This window comes from Pseudomonas sp. PS01297 (assembly GCF_029959305.1).
Taxonomy (GTDB): Bacteria; Pseudomonadota; Gammaproteobacteria; order Pseudomonadales; family Pseudomonadaceae; genus Aquipseudomonas; species Aquipseudomonas helleri.
This window is the reverse complement of the sequence record NZ_JASCPQ010000025.1, coordinates 18711-38658: the sequence shown is the minus strand read 5'-3', so window position 1 is coordinate 38658 and position 19948 is coordinate 18711. Positions and strand designations below refer to the sequence as shown.

17 protein-coding genes and 2 pseudogenes are annotated in these 19948 nt (G+C 56.7%); 6 read left to right on the top strand and 13 right to left on the bottom strand.

The annotated features are described in order from the left end of the window. Positions 1-26: 26 nt before the first annotated feature. The 8 genes and pseudogenes from QMX84_RS10135 to coaBC form a co-directional block, all read right to left on the bottom strand. Positions 27-962, bottom strand: a complete 936-nt coding sequence (locus QMX84_RS10135) for a DUF6708 domain-containing protein (protein WP_282363754.1) — start codon at positions 960-962, stop codon at positions 27-29. Further along, the gene (locus tag QMX84_RS10130) at positions 959-4303 is read right to left on the bottom strand and encodes a toxin VasX (RefSeq protein WP_282363753.1); all 3345 of its coding nucleotides are present in this window, start codon (positions 4301-4303) and stop codon (positions 959-961) included. Before QMX84_RS10130 ends, QMX84_RS10135 begins: the two co-directional genes overlap by 4 nt. Further along, positions 4300-5136, bottom strand: coding sequence for a DUF4123 domain-containing protein (locus QMX84_RS10125; RefSeq protein ID WP_282363752.1), 837 nt, complete (start codon positions 5134-5136; stop codon positions 4300-4302). Before QMX84_RS10125 ends, QMX84_RS10130 begins: the two co-directional genes overlap by 4 nt. Beyond that, positions 5133-7163 (bottom strand): type VI secretion system tip protein VgrG, encoded by a 2031-nt coding sequence (locus QMX84_RS10120; protein ID WP_282363751.1) that lies wholly within the window; start codon positions 7161-7163, stop codon positions 5133-5135. Before QMX84_RS10120 ends, QMX84_RS10125 begins: the two co-directional genes overlap by 4 nt. A gap of 211 nt (positions 7164-7374) precedes the next feature. Then, positions 7375-8283 carry an acetylglutamate kinase gene (argB, locus tag QMX84_RS10115; RefSeq protein ID WP_048387078.1) on the bottom strand — a complete coding sequence of 303 codons (909 nt, stop codon included), beginning with the start codon at positions 8281-8283 and terminating at the stop codon, positions 7375-7377. Positions 8284-8309: 26 nt separating this feature from the next. Continuing rightward, a pseudogene (locus tag QMX84_RS10110) lies at positions 8310-9713 on the bottom strand (phosphomannomutase/phosphoglucomutase); the annotation flags it as partial. Positions 9714-9755: 42 nt separating this feature from the next. Further along, positions 9756-10211, bottom strand: coding sequence for a dUTP diphosphatase (dut, locus tag QMX84_RS10105; protein WP_048387082.1), 456 nt, complete (start codon positions 10209-10211; stop codon positions 9756-9758). Positions 10212-10216: 5 nt separating this feature from the next. Then, positions 10217-11425: a bifunctional phosphopantothenoylcysteine decarboxylase/phosphopantothenate--cysteine ligase CoaBC gene (gene coaBC / locus QMX84_RS10100; protein ID WP_282363750.1), complete on the bottom strand. Its 1209-nt coding sequence runs from the start codon at positions 11423-11425 to the stop codon at positions 10217-10219. 122 nt (positions 11426-11547) lie between these two features. Here coaBC and radC point away from each other — a divergent pair, with 122 nt between their 5' ends. Beyond that, a complete protein-coding gene (radC, locus tag QMX84_RS10095; protein ID WP_282363749.1) occupies positions 11548-12222 on the top strand; it encodes a DNA repair protein RadC in 675 nt (224 codons plus the stop codon). A 3-nt stretch (positions 12223-12225) separates the two neighbouring features. On the opposite strand, the gene QMX84_RS10090 is transcribed toward radC, so the two are convergent. Next, the gene (locus QMX84_RS10090) at positions 12226-13812 is read right to left on the bottom strand and encodes an ABC transporter substrate-binding protein (RefSeq protein WP_282363748.1); all 1587 of its coding nucleotides are present in this window, start codon (positions 13810-13812) and stop codon (positions 12226-12228) included. Positions 13813-14272: 460 nt separating this feature from the next. Here QMX84_RS10090 and rpmB point away from each other — a divergent pair, with 460 nt between their 5' ends. Both rpmB and rpmG (QMX84_RS10080) read left to right on the top strand, forming a co-directional pair. Further along, the gene (gene rpmB, locus QMX84_RS10085) at positions 14273-14506 is read left to right on the top strand and encodes a 50S ribosomal protein L28 (protein WP_019410280.1); all 234 of its coding nucleotides are present in this window, start codon (positions 14273-14275) and stop codon (positions 14504-14506) included. An 11-nt stretch (positions 14507-14517) separates the two neighbouring features. Further along, positions 14518-14673 carry a 50S ribosomal protein L33 gene (gene rpmG, locus QMX84_RS10080; RefSeq protein ID WP_003437824.1) on the top strand — a complete coding sequence of 52 codons (156 nt, stop codon included), beginning with the start codon at positions 14518-14520 and terminating at the stop codon, positions 14671-14673. A 79-nt stretch (positions 14674-14752) separates the two neighbouring features. Here rpmG (QMX84_RS10080) and QMX84_RS10075 read toward each other — a convergent pair whose 3' ends face one another. Then, on the bottom strand, positions 14753-15046 hold the full coding sequence (locus tag QMX84_RS10075) for an I78 family peptidase inhibitor (RefSeq protein WP_282363747.1): 294 nt from the start codon (positions 15044-15046) through the stop codon (positions 14753-14755). A gap of 216 nt (positions 15047-15262) precedes the next feature. Beyond that, positions 15263-15571: a cupin domain-containing protein gene (locus tag QMX84_RS10070; RefSeq protein WP_315975383.1), complete on the bottom strand. Its 309-nt coding sequence runs from the start codon at positions 15569-15571 to the stop codon at positions 15263-15265. On the opposite strand from QMX84_RS10070, the pseudogene rpmG (QMX84_RS10065) reads away from it, so the two are divergent. Then, positions 15542-15619, top strand: a pseudogene (gene rpmG, locus QMX84_RS10065) (50S ribosomal protein L33); the annotation flags it as partial. The gene QMX84_RS10070 and the pseudogene rpmG (QMX84_RS10065) sit on opposite strands and share 30 nt — an antisense overlap. A gap of 149 nt (positions 15620-15768) precedes the next feature. Here rpmG (QMX84_RS10065) and QMX84_RS10060 read toward each other — a convergent pair. Then, on the bottom strand, positions 15769-16344 hold the full coding sequence (locus QMX84_RS10060) for a hypothetical protein (RefSeq protein WP_262126103.1): 576 nt from the start codon (positions 16342-16344) through the stop codon (positions 15769-15771). 243 nt (positions 16345-16587) lie between these two features. Then, positions 16588-16950 carry a cupin domain-containing protein gene (locus tag QMX84_RS10055; protein ID WP_282363746.1) on the bottom strand — a complete coding sequence of 121 codons (363 nt, stop codon included), beginning with the start codon at positions 16948-16950 and terminating at the stop codon, positions 16588-16590. 240 nt (positions 16951-17190) lie between these two features. Between QMX84_RS10055 and QMX84_RS10050 the strand changes: the two genes are divergently transcribed. Continuing rightward, entirely contained in the window at positions 17191-18684 is a 1494-nt protein-coding gene (locus QMX84_RS10050) for an aldehyde dehydrogenase (RefSeq protein ID WP_048372429.1), read from the top strand. 118 nt (positions 18685-18802) lie between these two features. After that, entirely contained in the window at positions 18803-19948 is a 1146-nt protein-coding gene (locus QMX84_RS10045; RefSeq protein WP_262126101.1) for an MFS transporter, read from the top strand.

Here is a 19948-nt window from a genome sequence, read left to right as displayed (position 1 = left end):
GCGCCTCCCCCGTTTTGTTTTGCGGATCAACCCGCCTGCGCTGCCAATTCAGCTTCGCGCTGAGCGATGGCGAGTTCCAGCTCTGGGGAGCGCTTGGCCCATTGCTCGGGGGGGAGGGGCTTGGACCATTCGATGATGTCGGGGCAGAGAAATTCAGGTAATGGATAAAGTTTTAATCGTTCAAGAGCATCAATAAGGAAGGTATTAAATATGAAAACTCCGCAGAACCCATCCCATAACAACGTCATAAACCAGCCTTTACGTTTAGCGGTGCTATAAAGCCTATCCACATAAGTGGCTAGAATACCTTTGGGGTGATGAAATCTAGCACTATTATCCTCTACCGCTTGCGGCCCGACCTCCATAAAACTGCGCATACATTCCCATTGAGCCATCGCACCTTCATCCGAGCCGCAGTTAAACCCTAAAAAAAAGTGCTTATTTTCAGCCTCAGCATGTACGTCCGGATTATCGAAACTTATAAAGAGCATTCCCATTGAATGCATACCCGCTTGACTGACTGTCGTGTGCACAGAGGTTGCGGCGGTTACAGACTCCCACGGTATAATCCAGTATTTCCCGTTTTCACGAGGCACACAGACTTCACGACGTTGTCGGTTGAATCGAATGGGTAATGGTGTGGGTTTTATTAAGCTATAGATCAACATCAACGCCGGGATACCAACGACTATCCCACCAAACACAAATATGTAATAACTGAGTTTGGGGGCAACTTCATTGACCCCTATCCCTAAAATCAAGAAAAGCATCACCAATGGCCATAAAACCATTAACCCAGAACCAATACCGCAACCCCCAACATCTAAGTACACATTATTCTTACGCCAAATGATGTTGACCATATCAACCGCTGCCATCCCCGTTGGAATGGGCATAGGAGCCAGATAGCCTTGCTGTGAAAACAAGCCATTGTTTTTAATACCTGCGGTTGATGCACTCATCGCTTGCTACCAGGCTGCAAAACAATTAACCGTTGCTGCCCCCCCAACGGATAGCGCTTGGCACTGTCAAGCTCTGGTGTTGGCTCATTACGTAAGGCGATTACTCCAGTGGCAGCAGTCAATATGAACGCCACACCTCCTTCACCTCCCACAAAATTGAGAGCACCCAGTATTGAGGTCAAAGGGGTTTGGTACCGCAGACGCAAAGATACCTTGGTAGGCTTCGAACCGAACACGTCAGGCACGATGCTGAATGGGCCACTCAAACGCAAACCCGACCCTTGGTTATGCGGAATCCATTCACAGCGACTGCCCTGTATCCAACTACCCCCTATATCTTGCAACGGCTCCTCAGGTGAGTTCTTACCCTTTCCGCCTTTTATCCGCTTGCGCATCGCCTGGATATCTAGCGGATTACCGATCATGGATAAATCCAGATAAACGTTACTGGGTTCAGCTCCTGGCAGATCAATGGTAAGTGCCTTTATCGCGCGGCTCACTTCGCCGGACTGCAAAGAACTCATAACACTATTTGCCTCTACAGGCTCAAAGCTGACTCTGGGCGTATAAAGAATGCCATACAAATGTTTGAGTTCGAATTGTTGCTCGTCGAATGATATTGGCCCTAGTTCTTTGGCACGACTTTTACTCCAGCAGCAATCATTAAGAAATTTTTGCATGGCCGTTTGTTGAAAGTACCAAGCAATCAAATAAAGCACCCCCAGCACCGCAAGCAAGAAATTAAGTGGCCCCATCCAAAATACGAATCGCAAAAGTGCAACTTCTGCAGTAATATTTCCACTAATAGCTCTTAACGCGTGAACTACTCCATTAAGAACAACGGCCCCGAAAGTTGCAATTTGGGCACCTACTACATTTCTCCGCATTTGTAGCCATGGATCAATAGAACCTTGTGCATTCTCGAGTTGCTCTTGCAGTGAGAGAAACTCTGCTAAGGAAGCAACAAATGATAGTCCGCCGATAATAGCTCCTAAAATAGTTTTTACTGGCGCCGCAGATAAGCCGATAAAAATGCGCGCGCTTTTGCTCACCTGACTATCAATTACCGCCACCAATGCCGCCCCGGCATACAACGTCGCAGATGCAGTGTCGTATACCCGCTGCTGATCCATCCCCTCCAATACTCCGGCCTGCCCCAGATAATTACTGGCATTCCAGCTATTGAGCAGCAACGCCGTCAGGGCGATCAGACCTCCGCTGTTTTTAACGGCGGGCGAGTTGACGATTTTTGCAACGTGGCCGCGGCCGATAGCGTTGCCGGTGGTATTAACCCACTGGGCGAGATCTTCTGCGGCCTTGCCAAATTGCTGTAGAACCTGGTGTTTACCTTGAATAATTAGCCGCAAGCCAATCTGATTGACCACACGCACAACCGTCATCATCGCCAGCCAAGGCCCTTTCAACGGTTCGCCTACTTTGCTGCTGAGCAGCAGCAAAGAGGCACTCAAACGTTTTATTAGGGTGTTCCAAAGACTATCGGCTGTGTTCGACATCACTGTTAGGCCAGACAGGATTTTCAAACCTTTTGGCCCCAACGCCTTGCTCAACGCCGCCATCGCATTGGCCTGATTTTCAACTTCTAGCGCAGCCATCAATTCTGTTGCACGGCTGTTGGTATTGACCGCGCCTTCGAGCGTGGGGCTCCAACCGTAAAACAGCTGCCTCAGCGCCCCGTCATCCGCACTGCGCACATAGTCCGCATATTGCTCGGCGCCCACTTTGCGCAAGCACTGCGCGCTAAGGCAGGCCAAAGCCAGTTCGTCCAGCCATTGGCGATGGTCGCTGTCTTGATAATCCACAAACCACGTACCGCTATGGTGACGCGGCAGGTAAGTGCCACGATCGGCATAGAGGGTTTCGTGTCGCTCTTTCAGGTGATCAAAGTGTCTCGGGGCCGTTTTGTCGAGCCAATAGTTCATGGCGGGCAGGTCGATGTATTTCTCGACCTTGTCGGAGGTGTGTTTGTTTCTCAGGTTGTTGACTTTACTTTCTTGGTAATCGCGCACCACTTGCAGCACTTCATCATGCAATTGAAGTGGGATGAACCCGCGGATTGGCGCTACTGCGGCTTGTTCACGCAGGCGTATTTCTGCCAGTCGGGTATCTGCTTCTAGATTGCTGTGGGTGGTGCCGCGTCGAATGTTGGCGGTGTAACGTTGTCTCGCCAGTTGCTCCAGTCGGGTGCGCGCATTGAGCAACATCTGCGCCTGCTCACGCGTCAATTCAATATTCTGTTCCCGGTAGCGATACACCAGCATACCGATCACTTCGTCGACATCCTCCGTAATCAGACTCCGCACAAACCCGCCAATGCTTAGCCGCAGGTTGTTATCGGCTTGCCACTGTTCATGCCGTGACTCAACTTGTTCTTGTTCGTGGTTGATGTCGCGTAGAACGCCGAGGTCGTCGTCCAGGCACGCCAGTACGGTGTATAAGCCGCGCGATTGGGTGTGGGCGATTTCCATCAGGCTTTGCGTGGTGGTCGGCTCCCATGACACGGCACTCCACTCTCCCGGTGCGGGTATATCAGCCGGAACGTGCGGGTATTGAGCGGCAACTTTGGCGCGTTCGCTGAGCCAGCGCTGGGTGTTTGTATAGGCGTTGATGGTGTCTGGCGTTGGGTCTTTGATCGCCTTATTGCCCAATTCATCTGCACACGTCTGCAATTTGGACTGATTGCGCTGGTAATCGATAGCCAGCGCCAAGTCATAAAGCTCGGGGATTAACTCGCCCATGATGCTTTTGGCTTCTTTAAACGGCACGCAATGCGGTGCTTGCAGGGCGTTCGCAACCTGCCGTAAATCGAGACAGCGCATGCGCTTGGCACGTATTTCAGGCTCGCTGAGTTGCGCGCAAGAAATGGGATTGAGCGGGATTTCGCTGTAGAGCATCCAGGCTTCCTGATGCTTGTCCAAGGCGATGCCGCTCAAGGTGCCAAAATTCACGACGGTGTCATCGTCGTCCAGCGCTTGCGCGCGCAGCAGATGGTTTTGCGCCACGGTGTAGCGCTGAAGTGGCCCCTTGCCCTGCCACACGTAGACAAAGCCCGACCGTAACAGACGTGCGGCCATCGGATGGCTCTTGGTCTCTACACCCGGCTGGAAAGCCGGATGGCTTACAGCCTTGACCCCAAACTGAAAATCCGAGAGTTTGACGGGCTTTTCGCTAAGGGCGTAGCGTACCGGAACCACGAATATGTGTGATGGGCTGGCCTGGCATTGGCGAACGCTGCTGTTTATGTCGGTATGCGGGCGAGCTTTGGCAGCTCGCGTGGCTTCTGACAAGTTGACCGCTGCGGCCAAACCTTTATCGGCACTCATGCGACCACCTCACTCGTGATGAATTGACGTGTTAATTCGTCCAGTAAATGATCGAGCCGTTGTTGTGGGGTTACATCGCGCTCGGCCAGTAATTGTCGATAGACCCCTTGGCCTGGGCCCTCTGGAAAGGCCGCGCCAAAATGCGCATACAGGCTCATCCAACACATCACTTCGTCCTCTGCGCTGTAACCCTGGCGCGCTGCATTTCGTTGACAGTCTTGTGCCCATTGCTGCCGGGCTTGCGCATCCAGCCCTTGTAAGCACTGCGGGAAATAGCGCTGGCAGTGATCAAGCATTCGTTGGTTAAACTGGTCACGTTTGCCTTGGCACAAATGCTCAAGCTGTAGCGCGCTTAAGGTCAGCCAAGGTGTGGCCGCGTATTGGCCGCACGGTTGATCCGCATTTATCTGGTGGATATAAACCCCATCGGGCAAGCGGATGGAGCGCACCGGCCCCATCAATCGATCTCGATGCGTATCCGTTAAGTCGGCGAGCCACAGGCGGGTTATGCGTGGATCATAGAAGCGGAAAAATGCGCTGACATTGCCTTCCAGTTGCACATGAACAAGGCTGCGCAAGTGCGCTATCAAGTCGGCCTCATCAGCCTCTGTCTCCAGCCAGATACCGGCACTAGCCCGCCACTCCTCAGCGAATGTTTTAGCCAATAAACCATTGGGCTCGACGGCTATAAGCACCGGACCCACGCTCGCCAAGTCGGCATAACGAGTCGTCAAATACAGAGCGTGCGGGATGGCTTTTGGCGCCGACTGAAACAGGCGCGCGTAAAGGTCTGGAATCTGATTGCTGTCGAGCAACAAGTACGCACGAGTCATGCTCGATCCTCTTTCAATGCCTGGCAGATCAAGCAGACGGGCTCTACTTCATCAGCTGAAATTTCAAATGCATGTGCCTGATCTACCAGCGCCAGCGCTGTCATGGCCTCAACCCCCTCCGTACTGGCCGGCACTGCCGGCATGCCCGGTATCGGCACCCCGCCGGGCAAGATCGGTGAACTGCTGTAAATCCCTACCGGTGTCAGCTGCAGGTGTTGACCACCCGCCATCAGGGTCAGCAGCGGGCCGCCGTCGACCACCAGCGTGGCCCCGGCCTTGAAGTGCGCGTGCACCCCGGCTTCAACAGCCATAACCAGCCCCACCCGGGTGTGGCTGGTCAGGGCGACGGCCTGGAAGTCATTCCCTTGCACTTCAACCTTGCGGTCGCCGCTGACGGTTTGCTGGTCTTCGCCCTTGAGCACCACCACGCTGGTGCCGCTGATGGTTTCTTCGCGCTGGCCATCGATCTGCAAGCGGCTGTCGTTTTCAATGTGTTGCTGCATATCGCGCTGGGCATGCAGATAGATTTTCTCCTGGCCGTGGCGGTCTTCAAGGCGCAATTCGTTGTAGCCGCCACCGCCCGGTGTGCTGCGACTGCGCAAGGTGCTTTGGGTTTTATCGGCAGGCAGTGTGAGCGGCGTCGGGGTCATGCTCGACACCAGGCAGCCTGAAATAACCGGCTGATCGACATCACCCTCCAGATAGCTGACCAATACTTCCATGCCGACCCGCGGGATTGTCACCGCGCCATAGCTGTCGCCCGCCCAACTGGAGGCGACGCGCAGCCAGCAACTGCTGGTGTCGTCGCTCGCTCCGCTGCGGTCCCAATGGAAGCTGACCTTAACCCTGCCGAACGCGTCGCAGTGGATCTCCTGCCCCGCCGGGCCGGTAACGCGGGCTGTCTGGCTGCCATGGATGCGCGGCTTGGCAAAAACCACGGGCGAGCGGTACGTCACGCCCTCGGGGATCGCCACAAAGTGATTGCGATAGCCTTGGCTAAAGCCCTGAGAATGCAAGAGCGTTGAGCGGCCACCTTGCTCTTCAAGCACCTGTGGCTGTTTGCCTTCGTGGTGAACGTGGGTCAGTAGCCACGGTACATTCCAGTCGCTAAAAGGGTGCTCGCTCATGGTCAAAAAGTGGCCACTGCTCAAGGTCGGCTGATCACTGTGGCCGCTGGCCTGGCGATAATCGCTCTGATGCTGTTCCAGCGCTCGCTGGCTTTGTCGCTCGCCTTGAGCATCGCTAGTAAAGCGACCGGGGTAGGTGTAATGCTCAAGCGGGCGGTGTTTGAGGTCGCTATGGCTGTTGGCCTCCAGCGTGCGGCTGGCAGCTTTAAAGTCGTAATCACGCCGCGCGGTACTGTTGGTTCGGGTTTGCAGGCGCAGATCAAACCCCTGAATCGCCGCCGCTGAGGCCGCCATCCCGCCGCTGGGTATGTAAGACGTTGCCGGTTGCAACGAGGTAAAAGCCGCCTGTCCATCACCGAACTGTAAGTAGTGGGCATCAGACGAATGCTTGAAGTGGTAATGCATGCCCTCTTCAAAACACAGCCGCTGAATGAAATGCAGGTCGGACTCGGCGTACTGCACACAGTACTCGCGAGGTTCGTAGGTCGATTGCAGCGTGAAACCGTACGCATTGCCGAGAATGCCGTGCTCTTCGAGCAGGGTTTCGATGATCTGCTGCACGGTCTGGTTCTGGAAAATGCGCTGATTGGTGCGGTGTTTCAGGTAGGCCAAACGCGGCACCAGCGTCAGGCGATAGTGCGTGAAGCGCTTGCCAGGGCTGCATCGGACGATCTGATAAATCTGCCCGTGAATACCGCGCCCAAGGTCATCAAAGGCCAAAAAAGCCGGGGTGTGCAGCAGCGCTTCAAGGTCCAGATCTGCGCGATCACACACCAACTCAACGTCAAAGGCAAAGGGCGTGTTGAGCGCTTCGTCACCGCTGAAGGCCAGCACCTCAACAGGATGAGGGCAACGGTTGATGTTCAGCCTGAACGAGTTGTCGCGAGCAAATGCGGGCATCCATGACTCCTCTGACGTGAGGTCAGCGCAAAGGAGTGAACGCTAAAGGATGGGCACAGCGCAGGATGTAGGAGGAGTCTCTACTTACGAGGGAATACGGCCTTCGTTGTCGGAGATCCGTAAATCTGTGTGGGAGCAGGCTTGCTCGCGATCTTTTAAACGGTCAAAAGATCGCGAAGCAAGCTCGCGCCTACAGCGGGAGGGTTGAAGCTTAAGCAGCAGGCTTGCTGTTGCTGATCAACGTGCCCACACCGGTGTCGGTGAAGATTTCCAGCAGTACGGCATTCGGTACACGGCCATCGACAATATGCGCGGTGGTCACACCACCTTGCACGGCTTCCAGCGCGCAACGAATCTTCGGCAGCATGCCGCCGTAGATGGTGCCGTCTTCGATCAACCCGTCGACCTGCGCGGTGGTCAGGCCGGTCAGCACATGACCTTCCTTGTCCATCAAGCCGGCAATGTTGGTGAGCAGCATCAGCTTTTCAGCTTTCAGTGCCTCAGCCACTTTGCCCGCCACAAAGTCAGCGTTGATGTTGTACGACTCGCCGTCCGGGCCCACACCAATCGGCGCAATGACCGGGATGAAGTCGCCCTTGGTCAGCATGTTGAGCAAGTCGGTGTTGATCCCGGTGACTTCGCCCACATGACCGAAGTCGATGATTTCAGGCGTGGTCATTTCCGGGGTCTGGCGCTTCACCACCATCTTTTTGGCCTGGATCAGACCGGCATCTTTGCCGGTCAGACCGATGGCGCTGCCGCCATGACGGTTGATCAGGTTGACGATTTCCTTGTTCACATGACCGCCCAGGACCATTTCAACAACGTCCATGGTTTGCGAGTCGGTCACGCGCATGCCGTCGATAAAATGACTCTCGATGGACAAACGCTTGAGCAGATCACCGATTTGCGGGCCGCCACCGTGGACTACGACCGGGTGGATACCCACCGCTTTCATCAGCACGATGTCACGCGCAAAACCGGTTTTCAGGTCATCGTTTTCCATCGCGTTGCCGCCGTACTTGATGACCAGCGTCTTGCCGACATAGCGGCGAATGTAAGGCAGCGCTTCGGACAAAACCTTGGCGACGTTAGAGGCGGCATCACGTTCGAGGGTCATTCAGGGCTCCGGTAAAACTCAGTCGATCAAAACGGTAGTTGAAGATCAGGTGCCACACGCTTGAGTTGGGCGTGGAAGACATCCTTGATGCGTTGCAGTTCGGCCTCGGTATCAGCCTCAAATCGCAGCACGAGCACCGGCGTGGTGTTGGACGCGCGAACCAGGCCCCAGCCTTGTGGATAGTCGACGCGCACGCCGTCAATCGACGTCAGCTCGGCGGCCTCACCCCATTGGGCGTCATGCAGGGCTTCAATGATGCTGAATTTGCTCTCATCCGTCACATCGATATTGATTTCTGGCGTAGAAATATCGTTCGGGAAGGTCTCAAACAGCTCTTCAGCGGTCTGCTGTTGTTTGCTGAGTATCTCCAGCAGGCGCGCAGCGCTGTAAATGCCGTCATCAAAGCCGAACCAGCGCTCTTTGAAAAAGATATGCCCGCTCATTTCACCGGCCAGCAAGGCGCCGGTCGCTTTCATTTTCTTCTTGATTAACGAATGACCGGTCTTCCACATCAATGGGCGACCACCGTATTCCTTGATTAGCGGGGTCAGGCGGCGCGTGCACTTCACATCAAAGATGATCTCGGCGTTCGGGTTGCGCTCCAGCACGTCTTGGGCAAACAGCATCAGCAAGCGGTCCGGGAACACCATGGTGCCGGTGTTGGTCACCACGCCCACGCGGTCGCCGTCGCCGTCGAAAGCCAGGCCCAGGTCGGCGTTGGTTTCTTTTACCTTGGCGATCAGGTCTACCAGGTTTTCAGGTTTGCCCGGGTCCGGGTGGTGGTTCGGGAAGTTGCCGTCCACCTCGCAGAACAACGGGATCACCTCACAGCCCAGCGCCTCCAGCAGTTGCGGCGCAATCACGCCGGCAGCGCCGTTGCCGCAATCGACCACGACCTTGAGCTTCTTGGCCAGCTTGATGTCTTTGACAATTTCATCGGCGTAGCGCGACAAAATATCCACACGCTCGATGCTGCCTTCGCCCCACGTCAGTTCGTTGGTTTTCAGGCGCGTATGCAGCGCCTGGATCTGCTCGTTGGCCAGGGTGTCACCGGCGATCACAATTTTGAAACCGTTGTAGTTCGACGGGTTATGGCTACCGGTGAGCATCACGCCCGACTTGCCCGCCAACACGTTAGCCGCGTAGTACAGCGCAGGTGTGGGCACCAGGCCCACATCGCTGACCTGGCAACCGCTGTCAGCAACGCCCTGGATCAAACGCTCGACCAGCGCCGGGCCAGACAAACGACCGTCACGGCCGATCGACACATGGGGTTCACCTTCGGCCAGGCTCTGGGAGCCAATGGCGCGACCAATCCAGTAGGCGGTTTCAGCGGTCAATGTTTGCGGCACCACACCGCGAATGTCATAGGCGCGAAAAATGGTGTCAGGGAAGTTGGGGGCGACCGAAGCAGGGCTGCTCATTACAGGGAAGACTCCATTCTTGAAGAGTGTGGGGAACGCGAATAAGGATTAGAGAGTGCCGGAATGCCCGAAACCGCCAGCGCCACGCTGGCTTTCGTCGAACTCCTCGACCAACTCAAAGTGCGCCTGCACCACCGGCACCAGCACCAGTTGAGCGATACGCTCGCCGATAGTGATGTTAAAGGCCGTTTGACCACGGTTCCAGCACGACACCATCAATTCGCCCTGGTAATCGGAGTCGATCAGACCCACCAGATTGCCCAGCACGATGCCATGTTTGTGGCCCAGGCCAGAGCGCGGCAGGATCAACGCAGCCAGGCCCGGATCGCCGATGTACACCGACAGGCCGGTCGGGATCAACAGGGTTTGGCCCGGTTCCAGCACGGTGTCTTCTTTGAGCATGGCGCGCAGATCAAGGCCTGCGGAGCCAGGGGTGGCGTATTGCGGCAGCGGGAATTCGGTACCAATGCGTGGATCAAGGATTTTGGCTTGCAAAGCGTGCATTCGAGTTAAACCTGGTTCAGACGTTCGGCGATAAAAGTGATCAGCTGGCGGGCAATCTTGCCCTTGCTGGTCTGGGCAAATACGGTGGCGTGCAGGTCGCGGTCAATCACGCTGCAGGCGTTCTCTTCGCTGTTGAAGCCGATGCTGGGGTTAGCCACATCGTTGGCCACAATCAGGTCGAGATTTTTGTCTTTCAGCTTGCGCGCGGCGTAATCGAGCAGGTGCTCGGTCTCTGCGGCAAAGCCGACACTAAAAGGGCGGTCCGGGCGCGTAGCAATGGTGGCCAGAATGTCTGGGTTGCGCACCATTTGCAGCAGCAGGCCGTCGCCTTTCGTAGGGTCTTTCTTGAGTTTTTGCGGGGCAACGACTTCCGGGCGGTAATCCGCAACCGCAGCTGACGCGATAAACACGTCACACGGGATCGCAGCCTCACACGCAGCGAGCATGTCGCGCGCGCTGACAACGTCAATGCGGCTGACGCGATCAGGCGTGGGCAAATGCACGGGGCCGGTGATCAACGTGACACGGGCGCCCGCCTCAACAGCCGCTTCGGCAAGGGCAAAGCCCATTTTCCCGGAGCTGTGGTTGGTGATGTAGCGCACCGGGTCGATGTTTTCCTGGGTCGGGCCTGCCGTGATCAGCACGTGCTTGCCGGTTAACGCCAGGTGCTGGAAGCACTCGGCCGCGCAGTGCACCAGGTCATCGGCTTCGAGCATGCGGCCAAAACCCACGTCGCCGCAGGCCTGGCTGCCGGAGGCCGGGCCAAACACCTTAAGGCCGCGGCTCTGGAGCAATTGGGTGTTGGCTTGGGTGGCCGGATCGCGCCACATGGCCTGGTTCATGGCCGGGGCGATGGCCACTGTGGCGCCCGTGGCCAGCACCAGCGTGGTCAGCAAATCATTGGCCAGGCCTTGGGCCAGACGGGCGATCAAGTCCGCAGTGGCCGGGGCGATCAGCACCAGGTCGGCCCATTTGGCCAGCTCGATATGGCCCATGGCCGCTTCTGCCGCCGGGTCGAGCAAATCCAGATGAACGGGGTGTCCAGACAAGGCCTGCATGGTCAGCGGGGTGATGAACTCACTGCCGCCGCGCGTCATGACCACGCGCACTTCTGCGCCTTGGTCCAGCAGGCGGCGAACCAGCTCTGCACTCTTGTAAGCAGCAATGCCGCCGCCGACGCCCAAAACAATGCGTTTTCGATACAGCCGCTGCATAGGCCTGCCTTCTAGTTCGATGATGACTGCGCGGAAAATGGCCAAATGCCACGCAAAAATGATGGGCTAAGATAACACAGCGCTTGCCACGGAACAGCGGCGCACCCACACACGGAGGTGTCATGAGTATCAGAAATTGGCCCGCGGCCGAGCGCCCGCGCGAGAAACTTTTGGAGCACGGATCGGCCAGTCTTTCGGATGCCGAGTTGCTGGCAATCTTCTTGCGCACCGGGGTTTCGGGCAAAAGTGCTGTCGATTTGGCGCGGCATTTACTCACCGAATTCGGCAGCTTGCGCGCTTTGCTGGAGGCGGATTTGGGGGCGTTCAGTCGCCAGCTCGGGCTCGGCCCCGCCAAGTTCACCCAACTGCAAGCGGTGCTGGAAATGGGCCGCCGCCACTTGGCCGAGCGTCTGCGCCGGGACTCCGCGCTAGAAAGCCCGCAGGCGGTTCGCGACTACTTGAAATCCTTGCTGCGCCACGAACCCCACGAAGTGTTCGGCTGTCTGTTTATGGACTCCAAACACCGCATGCTGGCCTTTGAAGTGCTGTTCAGAGGGTCGATCGACAGCGCCAGCGTTTACCCGCGCCAAGTGGTCAAACGGGCCCTGGCGCACAACGCGGCGACCGTTATTTTTTGTCATAACCACCCGTCCGGCAATTCAGAGCCCAGCCAGGCCGACCGCATCCTGACCCAGCGCCTCACTGAGGCGCTGGATCTGATCGAAGTGCGGGTGCTGGATCACTTCATCGTCGGTGAAGGTGAGCCGCTGTCGATGGTCGAACACGGCTGGATGTGACGCTTAAGGCTTCACGCTAACCGTCGAAAAGTCCTGACGTCCAAACGGGCTTACCTGATAACCCTGTACGTCTTTACGGGTTAACGCGTAGGCCGTTGGATGTGCCAGCGGCAGCCACAAAGCCTGCTGCTGAATTTCTGCCTGAGCCTTTTGATACAGCGCGCTGCGCTTGTCCTGATCGCTGATGGTTTTGCCCTGGCTGATCAGCGTGTCGAGGGTTTTGTCGCAATAGCGGGCAAAGTTGGTCCCGGACTTCACCGCCGCACATGAAAACTGCGGCGTCAGGAAGTTGTCCGGGTCACCGTTATCACCCGCCCAGCCCATAAACAGCAGATCGTGCTCGCCCGCTTTGGCGCGACGAATCAGCTCGCCCCACTCGATCACACGGATATCCGCCTGAACGCCAATTTTCGCCAGATCCGCCTGCAACAACTGCGCACCCAGGCTTGGGTTGGGGTTCAGCACGCTGCTGGTCGGACGCGTCCAGATCGTGGTTTTAAAGCCGTCCTTGAGGCCCGCTTTGGCCAACAGCTCTTTGGCCTTTTGCGGGTCATGGGCATAACCCGGCAGGTTTTTTGCGTAGCCCCAGGTATTAGGCGGGTAAATGCCGTTGGCCGCCTGCCCGCTGTTTTCGAACACCGCCTTGAGGTACGTGTCCTTGTCGAACGCCAAATTAATGGCCTGCCGCACTTCAGGTTTATCCAGCGGCGGGTGCTGACTGTTGATGGCCACGAATGCGGTCATAAAGGCAGGCGTTTGCGCGACGGCCAGGCTGGTGTCCTTGAGGGCCGCATCGACATCCAGCGGTTTTGGCGAGAGGGCGATCTGGCACTCGTTGCGCCGCAGTTTTTGCAGCCGCACGTTGGCATCCGGGGTGATGGCAAAAATCAGTGCGTCAACCGCAGGTTTACCGGCGAAATAGTCCGGGTTGGCCTTGTAGCGCACCACGGCATCCTTCTGATAGCGGCTGAACACAAACGGCCCCGTCCCGATCGGCTGGCTGTTCATCAGCTCGGGGGTCCCCGCCTTGAGCAACTTGTCGGCGTATTCAGCCGAATAGATCGACGCAAAGCCCATGCTCAAGGCCGGCAGGAAGGTGGAGTCCGGGTGGCTGAGGGTAAAGCGCACCGTCAGCGGATCCGGGGTTTCAATCTTCTTGATCAACTCGGGCAATTGCAGCGACTGCGCATGCGGGAAGCCGCTCTGCGCCACCTTGTGCCACGGGTTGGCCGGGTCGAGCATGCGCTCGAAGCTGAAACGCACGTCATCGGCGTTCAACTCACGCGTCGGAGTGAAGTAAGGCGTGGTGTGGAACTTGACCCCGGGGTGCAGCTTGAACTCGTACACAAGGCCGTCAGGCGACACAGACCAGCTTTGCGCCAGGCCCGGCACCAACTTGGCCGCTGTGGCGTCATAGTTCACCAGGCTGTTCATCAGCACGTCTGCCGAGGCATTGGTGGTGGTGAGCGAGTTGTACTGCACTACATCGAACCCTTCCGGGCTTGCCTCGGTGCACACACTCAAGGTGGCTGCATGAGCCAACGGGCTCAGGCACAGGGTGAGCAAAAAGGGGGCAGCAGCGAGACGCATATTCTGATTCCTTTGCAAGTCGTTGGCCCATCTGCAAGTGCAGTCTGGAAAACGCCTACCCTAGTGATCTGATTGCCAAATGACTACTTTTTAATAACACCCAATGCCCTCGGCGCTCTCTGATTCCGGTTTTCAGAAACAGGGCCCACACCGAGATGGGCCTGCACATCACCTGAAACCTTTCATCTCGCGACGAGCGGTCGCCGCACGTTCGGCATAGGCTTTACCGTGGATTGCAGCTAGAATGCGGCCTTTATTAATCACTAGAAATCACACTGCATGTTGTTGCGCTTTAGTCTTTCTGGTATAAAGCAGCGCTCTTTTCTAGGGGCCCGGTTCCTTCGTTTGTAGGTGTAGCCGGTAAGACCCTTAAAGAAACGCGGCGCCTGGCGCCAAATGACTGAGAGATTAAGCGGCCAACCCATGCCGGGTTGGGCATGTGGTTTTAGAGGGCTGAGGCATGTCGAGAGTCTGTCAAGTTACCGGTAAGGGTCCGGTGACTGGGAATAACATTTCCCACGCAAATAACAAAACCCGTCGTCGTTTCCTGCCGAACCTGCAGCATCACCGCTTCTGGGTTGAAGAAGAGAAACGTTTCGTGCGTCTGCGCGTATCTGCTAAAGGCATGCGTATCATCGACAAGCGTGGCATCACTGTCGTGCTGGCCGAAATCCGTCGCGCTGGCAAGATCTAAGGGAGCTAATCATGCGTGAATTGATCCGTTTGGTGTCGAGCGCTGGTACAGGCCATTTCTACACCACAGATAAGAACAAGCGCACCACTCCGGACAAAATCGAAATCAAAAAATTCGATCCGCGGGTTCGCAAGCACGTTATCTACAAAGAAGCCAAAATCAAGTAATTGGTTTTTCTTCTACAAAAAAGGCCCCTATCTCACGATACGGGCCTTTTTTGTTGCCTACAGAACAGCCAGCGCGGGTTTAACCGCAGATCTGGCTACCCACTCGGTTCTGGCCATCGACCAGCACGCGCAGGCGGTATGCGTTGTACTCTTTGGTGTAACCCTTGCCCGGATGCTCGATACGAACATCTTTGGCACCGTAGCTGGTGCGCAAAAATTCGATGACCTGAGGCGTCGCCTCAGGTGGCACCAGGTAGTTGATCGCCAGGTTGGTGTTGCACTTGCCGTTTTCACTCGCCATGGCTGGCAAAGACGCGGCGCTCAGAACAACACCCGCCAGCAGAACACCTTTTAACGTTGTAAAAGCAGTCATAAATAATCCTTACCTAAAGATCTGTGAAGAGTGAAATCACCCGTCACGGCGTACTCATTCCGTGAGCAGCCTTCGCCTTTATAGACTGGCTCAGATTGGCCCGGCAGGCAGGGGCCAGCTGTATCAAGATCTGTACGCCACGCACAGATTGAAGAGCAATAAAAAAACCTGCCATCAGCGATGAACAGGGCTTTTAATGGCTCTAAACAGGGAGTCTCAGGCCTTCTGTTCAAACGCTACGTAAAACTTCCGACATGGCTCAAGCACTTCCCACGTGCCTTTGAACCCCGCTGGGATGACAAAATGATCACCCGCCCGCAGGGTCTTGGCGTTACCTTCTCGGTCACGCAATACCGAAACGCCCTGCACAATTTCACAATATTCATGCTCAGTGAAATTGACCTCCCATTGGCCCACGTCGCTTTCCCACATGCCGGCATTTAACTGCCCACAAGCGCTGGCGTAATGGTTATGCAGGGTCTGCTCGGGGTTACTCCGGACACAATCGAAATCAAAAAATCCGATCCGCGGGTTCGCAAGCACGTGATCTACAAAGAAGCCAAAATCAAGTAATTGGTTTTTCTTTTACAAAAAAGGCCCGCATCTCACGATACGGGCCTTTTTTGTTGCAAAAATATCAGTCCTTTGACACCCATGCCTAAAAGGCATTTTTAAAACCAAGAGGAGGCATCCTTGCCCCAGACAAGCCTTTTACCACAGGGTTAATACGGGTAGGGCTGCCCGGTTTCGACCACTCGGGCAGTGAGACCTTCAAAACCTTCACCGCTGCATACCAGATAAGGAATTCCGTCCTCATACTTCCTGTGGGCTACCACACCATCTGAATTCCTGAGCCTCATGTTGAGAAGCAAGTCATGTGGCTTTAGCGACTTGGGATCAACGCCGTCAAGCCTCCACAGCTCTTTGTCATACGGCTCTTGCCTATCGTAAGCTGGGTGATACAACCCTAGGAGTCCATTTCGGCTGGTCTCGATCCGTGCCGCATAATAGAAATTATCCCGAGTCAGGCTTATAGCCCTCACGTCATAACCATAAGACCCTGAGTCAACATAGCAGCCAAACCAGAAGTCCATTTTTATGACCTCTCTAACGCACACGACATTGTTGTACTTGGTGTAGTTGTCTTTACCTGCAAACAACCAACCGTCGTTATGTTTTAAAGGCGTACTGCCATCGAAGGTTGCCCCTATTCGATGAAGAGTGTTGTCACCATTAAGCCCGTCACGCCAGTAAAGCTCCGCTCTAAAACTGTACGCTTGCTTGTATTCAAAACTCATAAAGGCTCCCTGCCTGTACTTATCAGCCGCATAGGTGTTAATTCGGCGTGAATAAAATGTTAGCTGGCCGCACCTGCTCATTTATTGAGCACCTTGTGCGTCACTCTCAAAGCATGGCTCAAATGCGTTTTTCAGGACCGCTCGAGCTATTTCAAATTGTTGAACGACGTGAATGCCAGAGCCAAAACAAAAAAAACCTGCCATCTCTCGATAGCAGGGCTTTCAGCGATCTAAATCGGGGGTTTAGACTTTTTGCTCAAACGCCACGTAAAACTTCCGACACGGCTCCAGCACTTCCCACGTGCCTTTAAAACCAGCCGGGATGACAAAACGGTCACCCGCCCGCAGGGTCTTGGCATTGCCTTCCCGGTCACGCAATACCGAAACGCCCTGCACAATTTCACAATATTCATGCTCAGTGAAATTGACCTCCCATTGGCCCACGTCGCTTTCCCACATGCCCGCATTTAACTGCCCACAGTCGCTGGCGTAATGGTTATGCAAGATCTGCTCAGGGTTGCCCTTCAAGAGCTTCTCGGGGGCCGGTGTGTAACGCTCGGCTTGGGTATTGGCGGTGTTGAAGTCGACGACGTTTTCAATGCTCATTGATTGATCCCCCCGAAATAACAGCGTGATAGGCGTGAAAGCCTGAAGTCTATGTTTATTAAAACGAACAAGCCATGCTGTTTACGACCTCTCTGTCAAATATATTGAAAGTCCCCAGGACACTGGTTTAGGGTGGCGCATGCCTCGTGCCAATCATTCTGGATGATTGGCCAGCATTCCGGACACGCCACGCTACACTCGCGCTGGCGTAGGTATTTCAATCAAGAGGAGGACACTCGAATGACCACCCTGACGCGTAGTGACTGGGAACAACGTGCCCAACAGCTGAAAATCGAAGGTCGCGCCTTCATCAACGGTGAATACACCGACGCGGTCTCCAAAGAAACGTTCGAGTGCCTCAGCCCGGTCGATGGCCGCCTGCTGGGCAAGGTCGCCAGCTGCGATAGCGCAGACGCCCAACGCGCTGTCGAAAACGCGCGTGCGACCTTCGAGTCGGGTGCCTGGTCCCGTCTGGCGCCAGCCAAACGTAAAGCCGTGATGATCCGCTTTGCCGGCCTGCTCAAGCAACACGCCGAAGAACTGGCCCTGCTTGAAACCCTGGACATGGGCAAACCGATCAGCGACTCGCTGAACATCGACGTGCCAGGCGCTGCCAATGCCCTGAGCTGGAGCGGTGAGGCCATCGACAAGATTTACGACGAAGTCGCCGCCACCCCGCACAACCAGCTCGGCCTGGTTACCCGCGAAGCAGTCGGCGTGGTTGGCGCCATCGTGCCGTGGAACTTCCCGCTGATGATGGCCTGCTGGAAACTCGGCCCGGCCCTGTCGACCGGTAACTCGGTGATCCTAAAACCGTCCGAAAAATCCCCGCTGACCGCCATCCGCATCGCGGCATTGGCCGTTGAAGCCGGTATTCCTGCTGGCGTGCTGAACGTGCTGCCGGGCTACGGCCACACCGTCGGCAAGGCGCTGGCCTTGCACAATGACGTCGACACCCTGGTGTTCACCGGCTCGACCAAAATCGCCAAGCAACTGCTGATTTACTCGGGCGAGTCCAACATGAAGCGCGTCTGGCTCGAAGCCGGCGGCAAGAGCCCGAACATCGTCTTTGCCGACGCCCCGGACCTGCACGCTGCGGCCAAGGCGGCGGCCAGCGCCATTGCCTTCAACCAGGGTGAAGTCTGCACCGCAGGCTCGCGCCTGCTGGTCGAGCGTTCGATCAAAGACACCTTCCTGCCGCTGGTTATCGAAGCGCTCAAAGAGTGGAAGCCGGGCAACCCGCTGGACCCATCGACCACCGTGGGCGCGCTGGTCGACACCCAGCAAATGAACACCGTGCTGTCGTACATCCAGTCGGGTCACAGCGAAGGCGCCAAACTGGTCACTGGTGGCAAACAGATCCTTCAGGAAACCGGCGGCACCTACGTTGAGCCGACCATTTTCGACGGCGTGAGCAACGCGATGAAAATCGCCCAGGAAGAAATCTTCGGCCCAGTCCTGTCGGTGATTGCTTTCGACACGGCCGCCGAAGCCATCCAGATTGCCAACGACACGCCATACGGCCTGGCCGCAGCGGTGTGGACAGCGGACATCTCCAAGGCACATCTGACCGCCAAAGCCCTGCGCGCGGGCAGCGTGTGGGTCAACCAATACGATGGCGGCGACATGACCGCTCCGTTTGGCGGCTTCAAACAGTCGGGTAACGGTCGCGACAAGTCGCTGCACGCGTTCGACAAGTACACCGAGCTGAAATCCACCTGGATCAAGCTGTAACACAACACGTGTAACACCCTGCGGGAGCGGGCTTGCCCGCGATACTGGCGCTTCGCTGCGCTGGCATCGCGAGCAAGCCCGCTCTCACATTGCACTGACCTTTTTTTGGAGCACAGACATGCGTTGGGCGACCTATTTTGCCGTGCTGGCCTCCGTGCTCAGCGTCGGTTTGGCGCTGGGCGTGAGCATGCCGCTGGTGTCGTTCCGGCTCGAAAGCTGGGGCTACGGCGGGTTTGCCATTGGCGTCATGGCCGCCATGCCGGCCATCGGCGTGCTGGTAGGCGCCAGCGTGGCCAGCAAGCTCGCGGCACGCGTGGGCACACCGGCCTTGATGCGTCTGTGCTTATGGGCCGGGGCCCTGTCCATCGGCGTGCTGGCGTTACTGCCCAGCTACCCGGTGTGGCTGGTGCTGCGCCTGCTGATCGGGGTGGTACTCACGGTCATTTTTATTTTGGGCGAAAGCTGGATCAACCAACTGGTGGTCGAGCAATGGCGCGGCCGCCTGGTCGCGCTGTATGGCTGCGCGTACGCCCTGAGCCAACTGTCTGGGCCGCTGTTGCTGGGCGTGGTGGGTTCAGAGGGCGACTACGGCTTCTGGATCGGCGTGGCCCTGCTGACACTGGCGCCCTTGCTGTTGCTGGGCCGCGACGGCGCACCCGTCACCGAAGCGTACCGCGTGACCTTCAAGGACTTGCTGGCGTTCTGTCGCGGCTTACCAGCCATTGCGTGGGCGGTGGCGCTGTTTGCCGCCTTTGAGGCGATGATTCTGACGTTGCTGCCCATCTACTGCCTGCGCCAGGGCTTTACCGCTGACATCGCATTGGCGATGGTCAGCACCGTGGTGGTGGGCGATGCCCTGCTGCAACTGCCGATTGGCGCACTGGCTGACCGCGTGTCACGACGCTCGCTGTTTACCGGCTGCGCGGCCCTGCTGATGCTGTCGAGCCTGGCGGTGCCGCTGCTGCTCGACACCCTGCTGATCTGGCCGCTGTGGGTGATTTTCGGCGCCAGCGCGGGCGGCTTGTTTACCTTGTCGCTGATCTTGATTGGCGAACGCTACCGCGACGACGCCCTGGTGCGGGCCAACGCCCACGTGGCGCAGTTGTGGGGCATTGGCTGCCTGATCGGGCCGCTGGCCGCAGGCGCTGGCAGCCAATGGATCAGCGGCCACGCCTTGCCGCTGTTTATGGCCGCCGGGGCATTTGGCCTGGTGATATTGGTGCTGCGCCAAGGCGCATTCGGGGCCGAGCAAACCGCCGCCTAG

Coding starts and splice junctions, on each gene's coding strand:
- QMX84_RS10135 (WP_282363754.1), bottom strand. CDS start 962: ATGAGTGCATCAACCGCAGGTATTAAAAACAATGGCTTGTTTTCACAG.
- QMX84_RS10130 (WP_282363753.1), bottom strand. CDS start 4,303: ATGAGTGCCGATAAAGGTTTGGCCGCAGCGGTCAACTTGTCAGAAGCC.
- QMX84_RS10125 (WP_282363752.1), bottom strand. CDS start 5,136: ATGACTCGTGCGTACTTGTTGCTCGACAGCAATCAGATTCCAGACCTT.
- QMX84_RS10120 (WP_282363751.1), bottom strand. CDS start 7,163: ATGCCCGCATTTGCTCGCGACAACTCGTTCAGGCTGAACATCAACCGT.
- argB (WP_048387078.1), bottom strand. CDS start 8,283: ATGACCCTCGAACGTGATGCCGCCTCTAACGTCGCCAAGGTTTTGTCC.
- dut (WP_048387082.1), bottom strand. CDS start 10,211: ATGCACGCTTTGCAAGCCAAAATCCTTGATCCACGCATTGGTACCGAA.
- coaBC (WP_282363750.1), bottom strand. CDS start 11,425: ATGCAGCGGCTGTATCGAAAACGCATTGTTTTGGGCGTCGGCGGCGGC.
- radC (WP_282363749.1), top strand. CDS start 11,548: ATGAGTATCAGAAATTGGCCCGCGGCCGAGCGCCCGCGCGAGAAACTT.
- QMX84_RS10090 (WP_282363748.1), bottom strand. CDS start 13,812: ATGCGTCTCGCTGCTGCCCCCTTTTTGCTCACCCTGTGCCTGAGCCCG.
- rpmB (WP_019410280.1), top strand. CDS start 14,273: ATGTCGAGAGTCTGTCAAGTTACCGGTAAGGGTCCGGTGACTGGGAAT.
- rpmG (WP_003437824.1), top strand. CDS start 14,518: ATGCGTGAATTGATCCGTTTGGTGTCGAGCGCTGGTACAGGCCATTTC.
- QMX84_RS10075 (WP_282363747.1), bottom strand. CDS start 15,046: ATGACTGCTTTTACAACGTTAAAAGGTGTTCTGCTGGCGGGTGTTGTT.
- QMX84_RS10060 (WP_262126103.1), bottom strand. CDS start 16,344: ATGAGTTTTGAATACAAGCAAGCGTACAGTTTTAGAGCGGAGCTTTAC.
- QMX84_RS10055 (WP_282363746.1), bottom strand. CDS start 16,950: ATGAGCATTGAAAACGTCGTCGACTTCAACACCGCCAATACCCAAGCC.
- QMX84_RS10050 (WP_048372429.1), top strand. CDS start 17,191: ATGACCACCCTGACGCGTAGTGACTGGGAACAACGTGCCCAACAGCTG.
- QMX84_RS10045 (WP_262126101.1), top strand. CDS start 18,803: ATGCGTTGGGCGACCTATTTTGCCGTGCTGGCCTCCGTGCTCAGCGTC.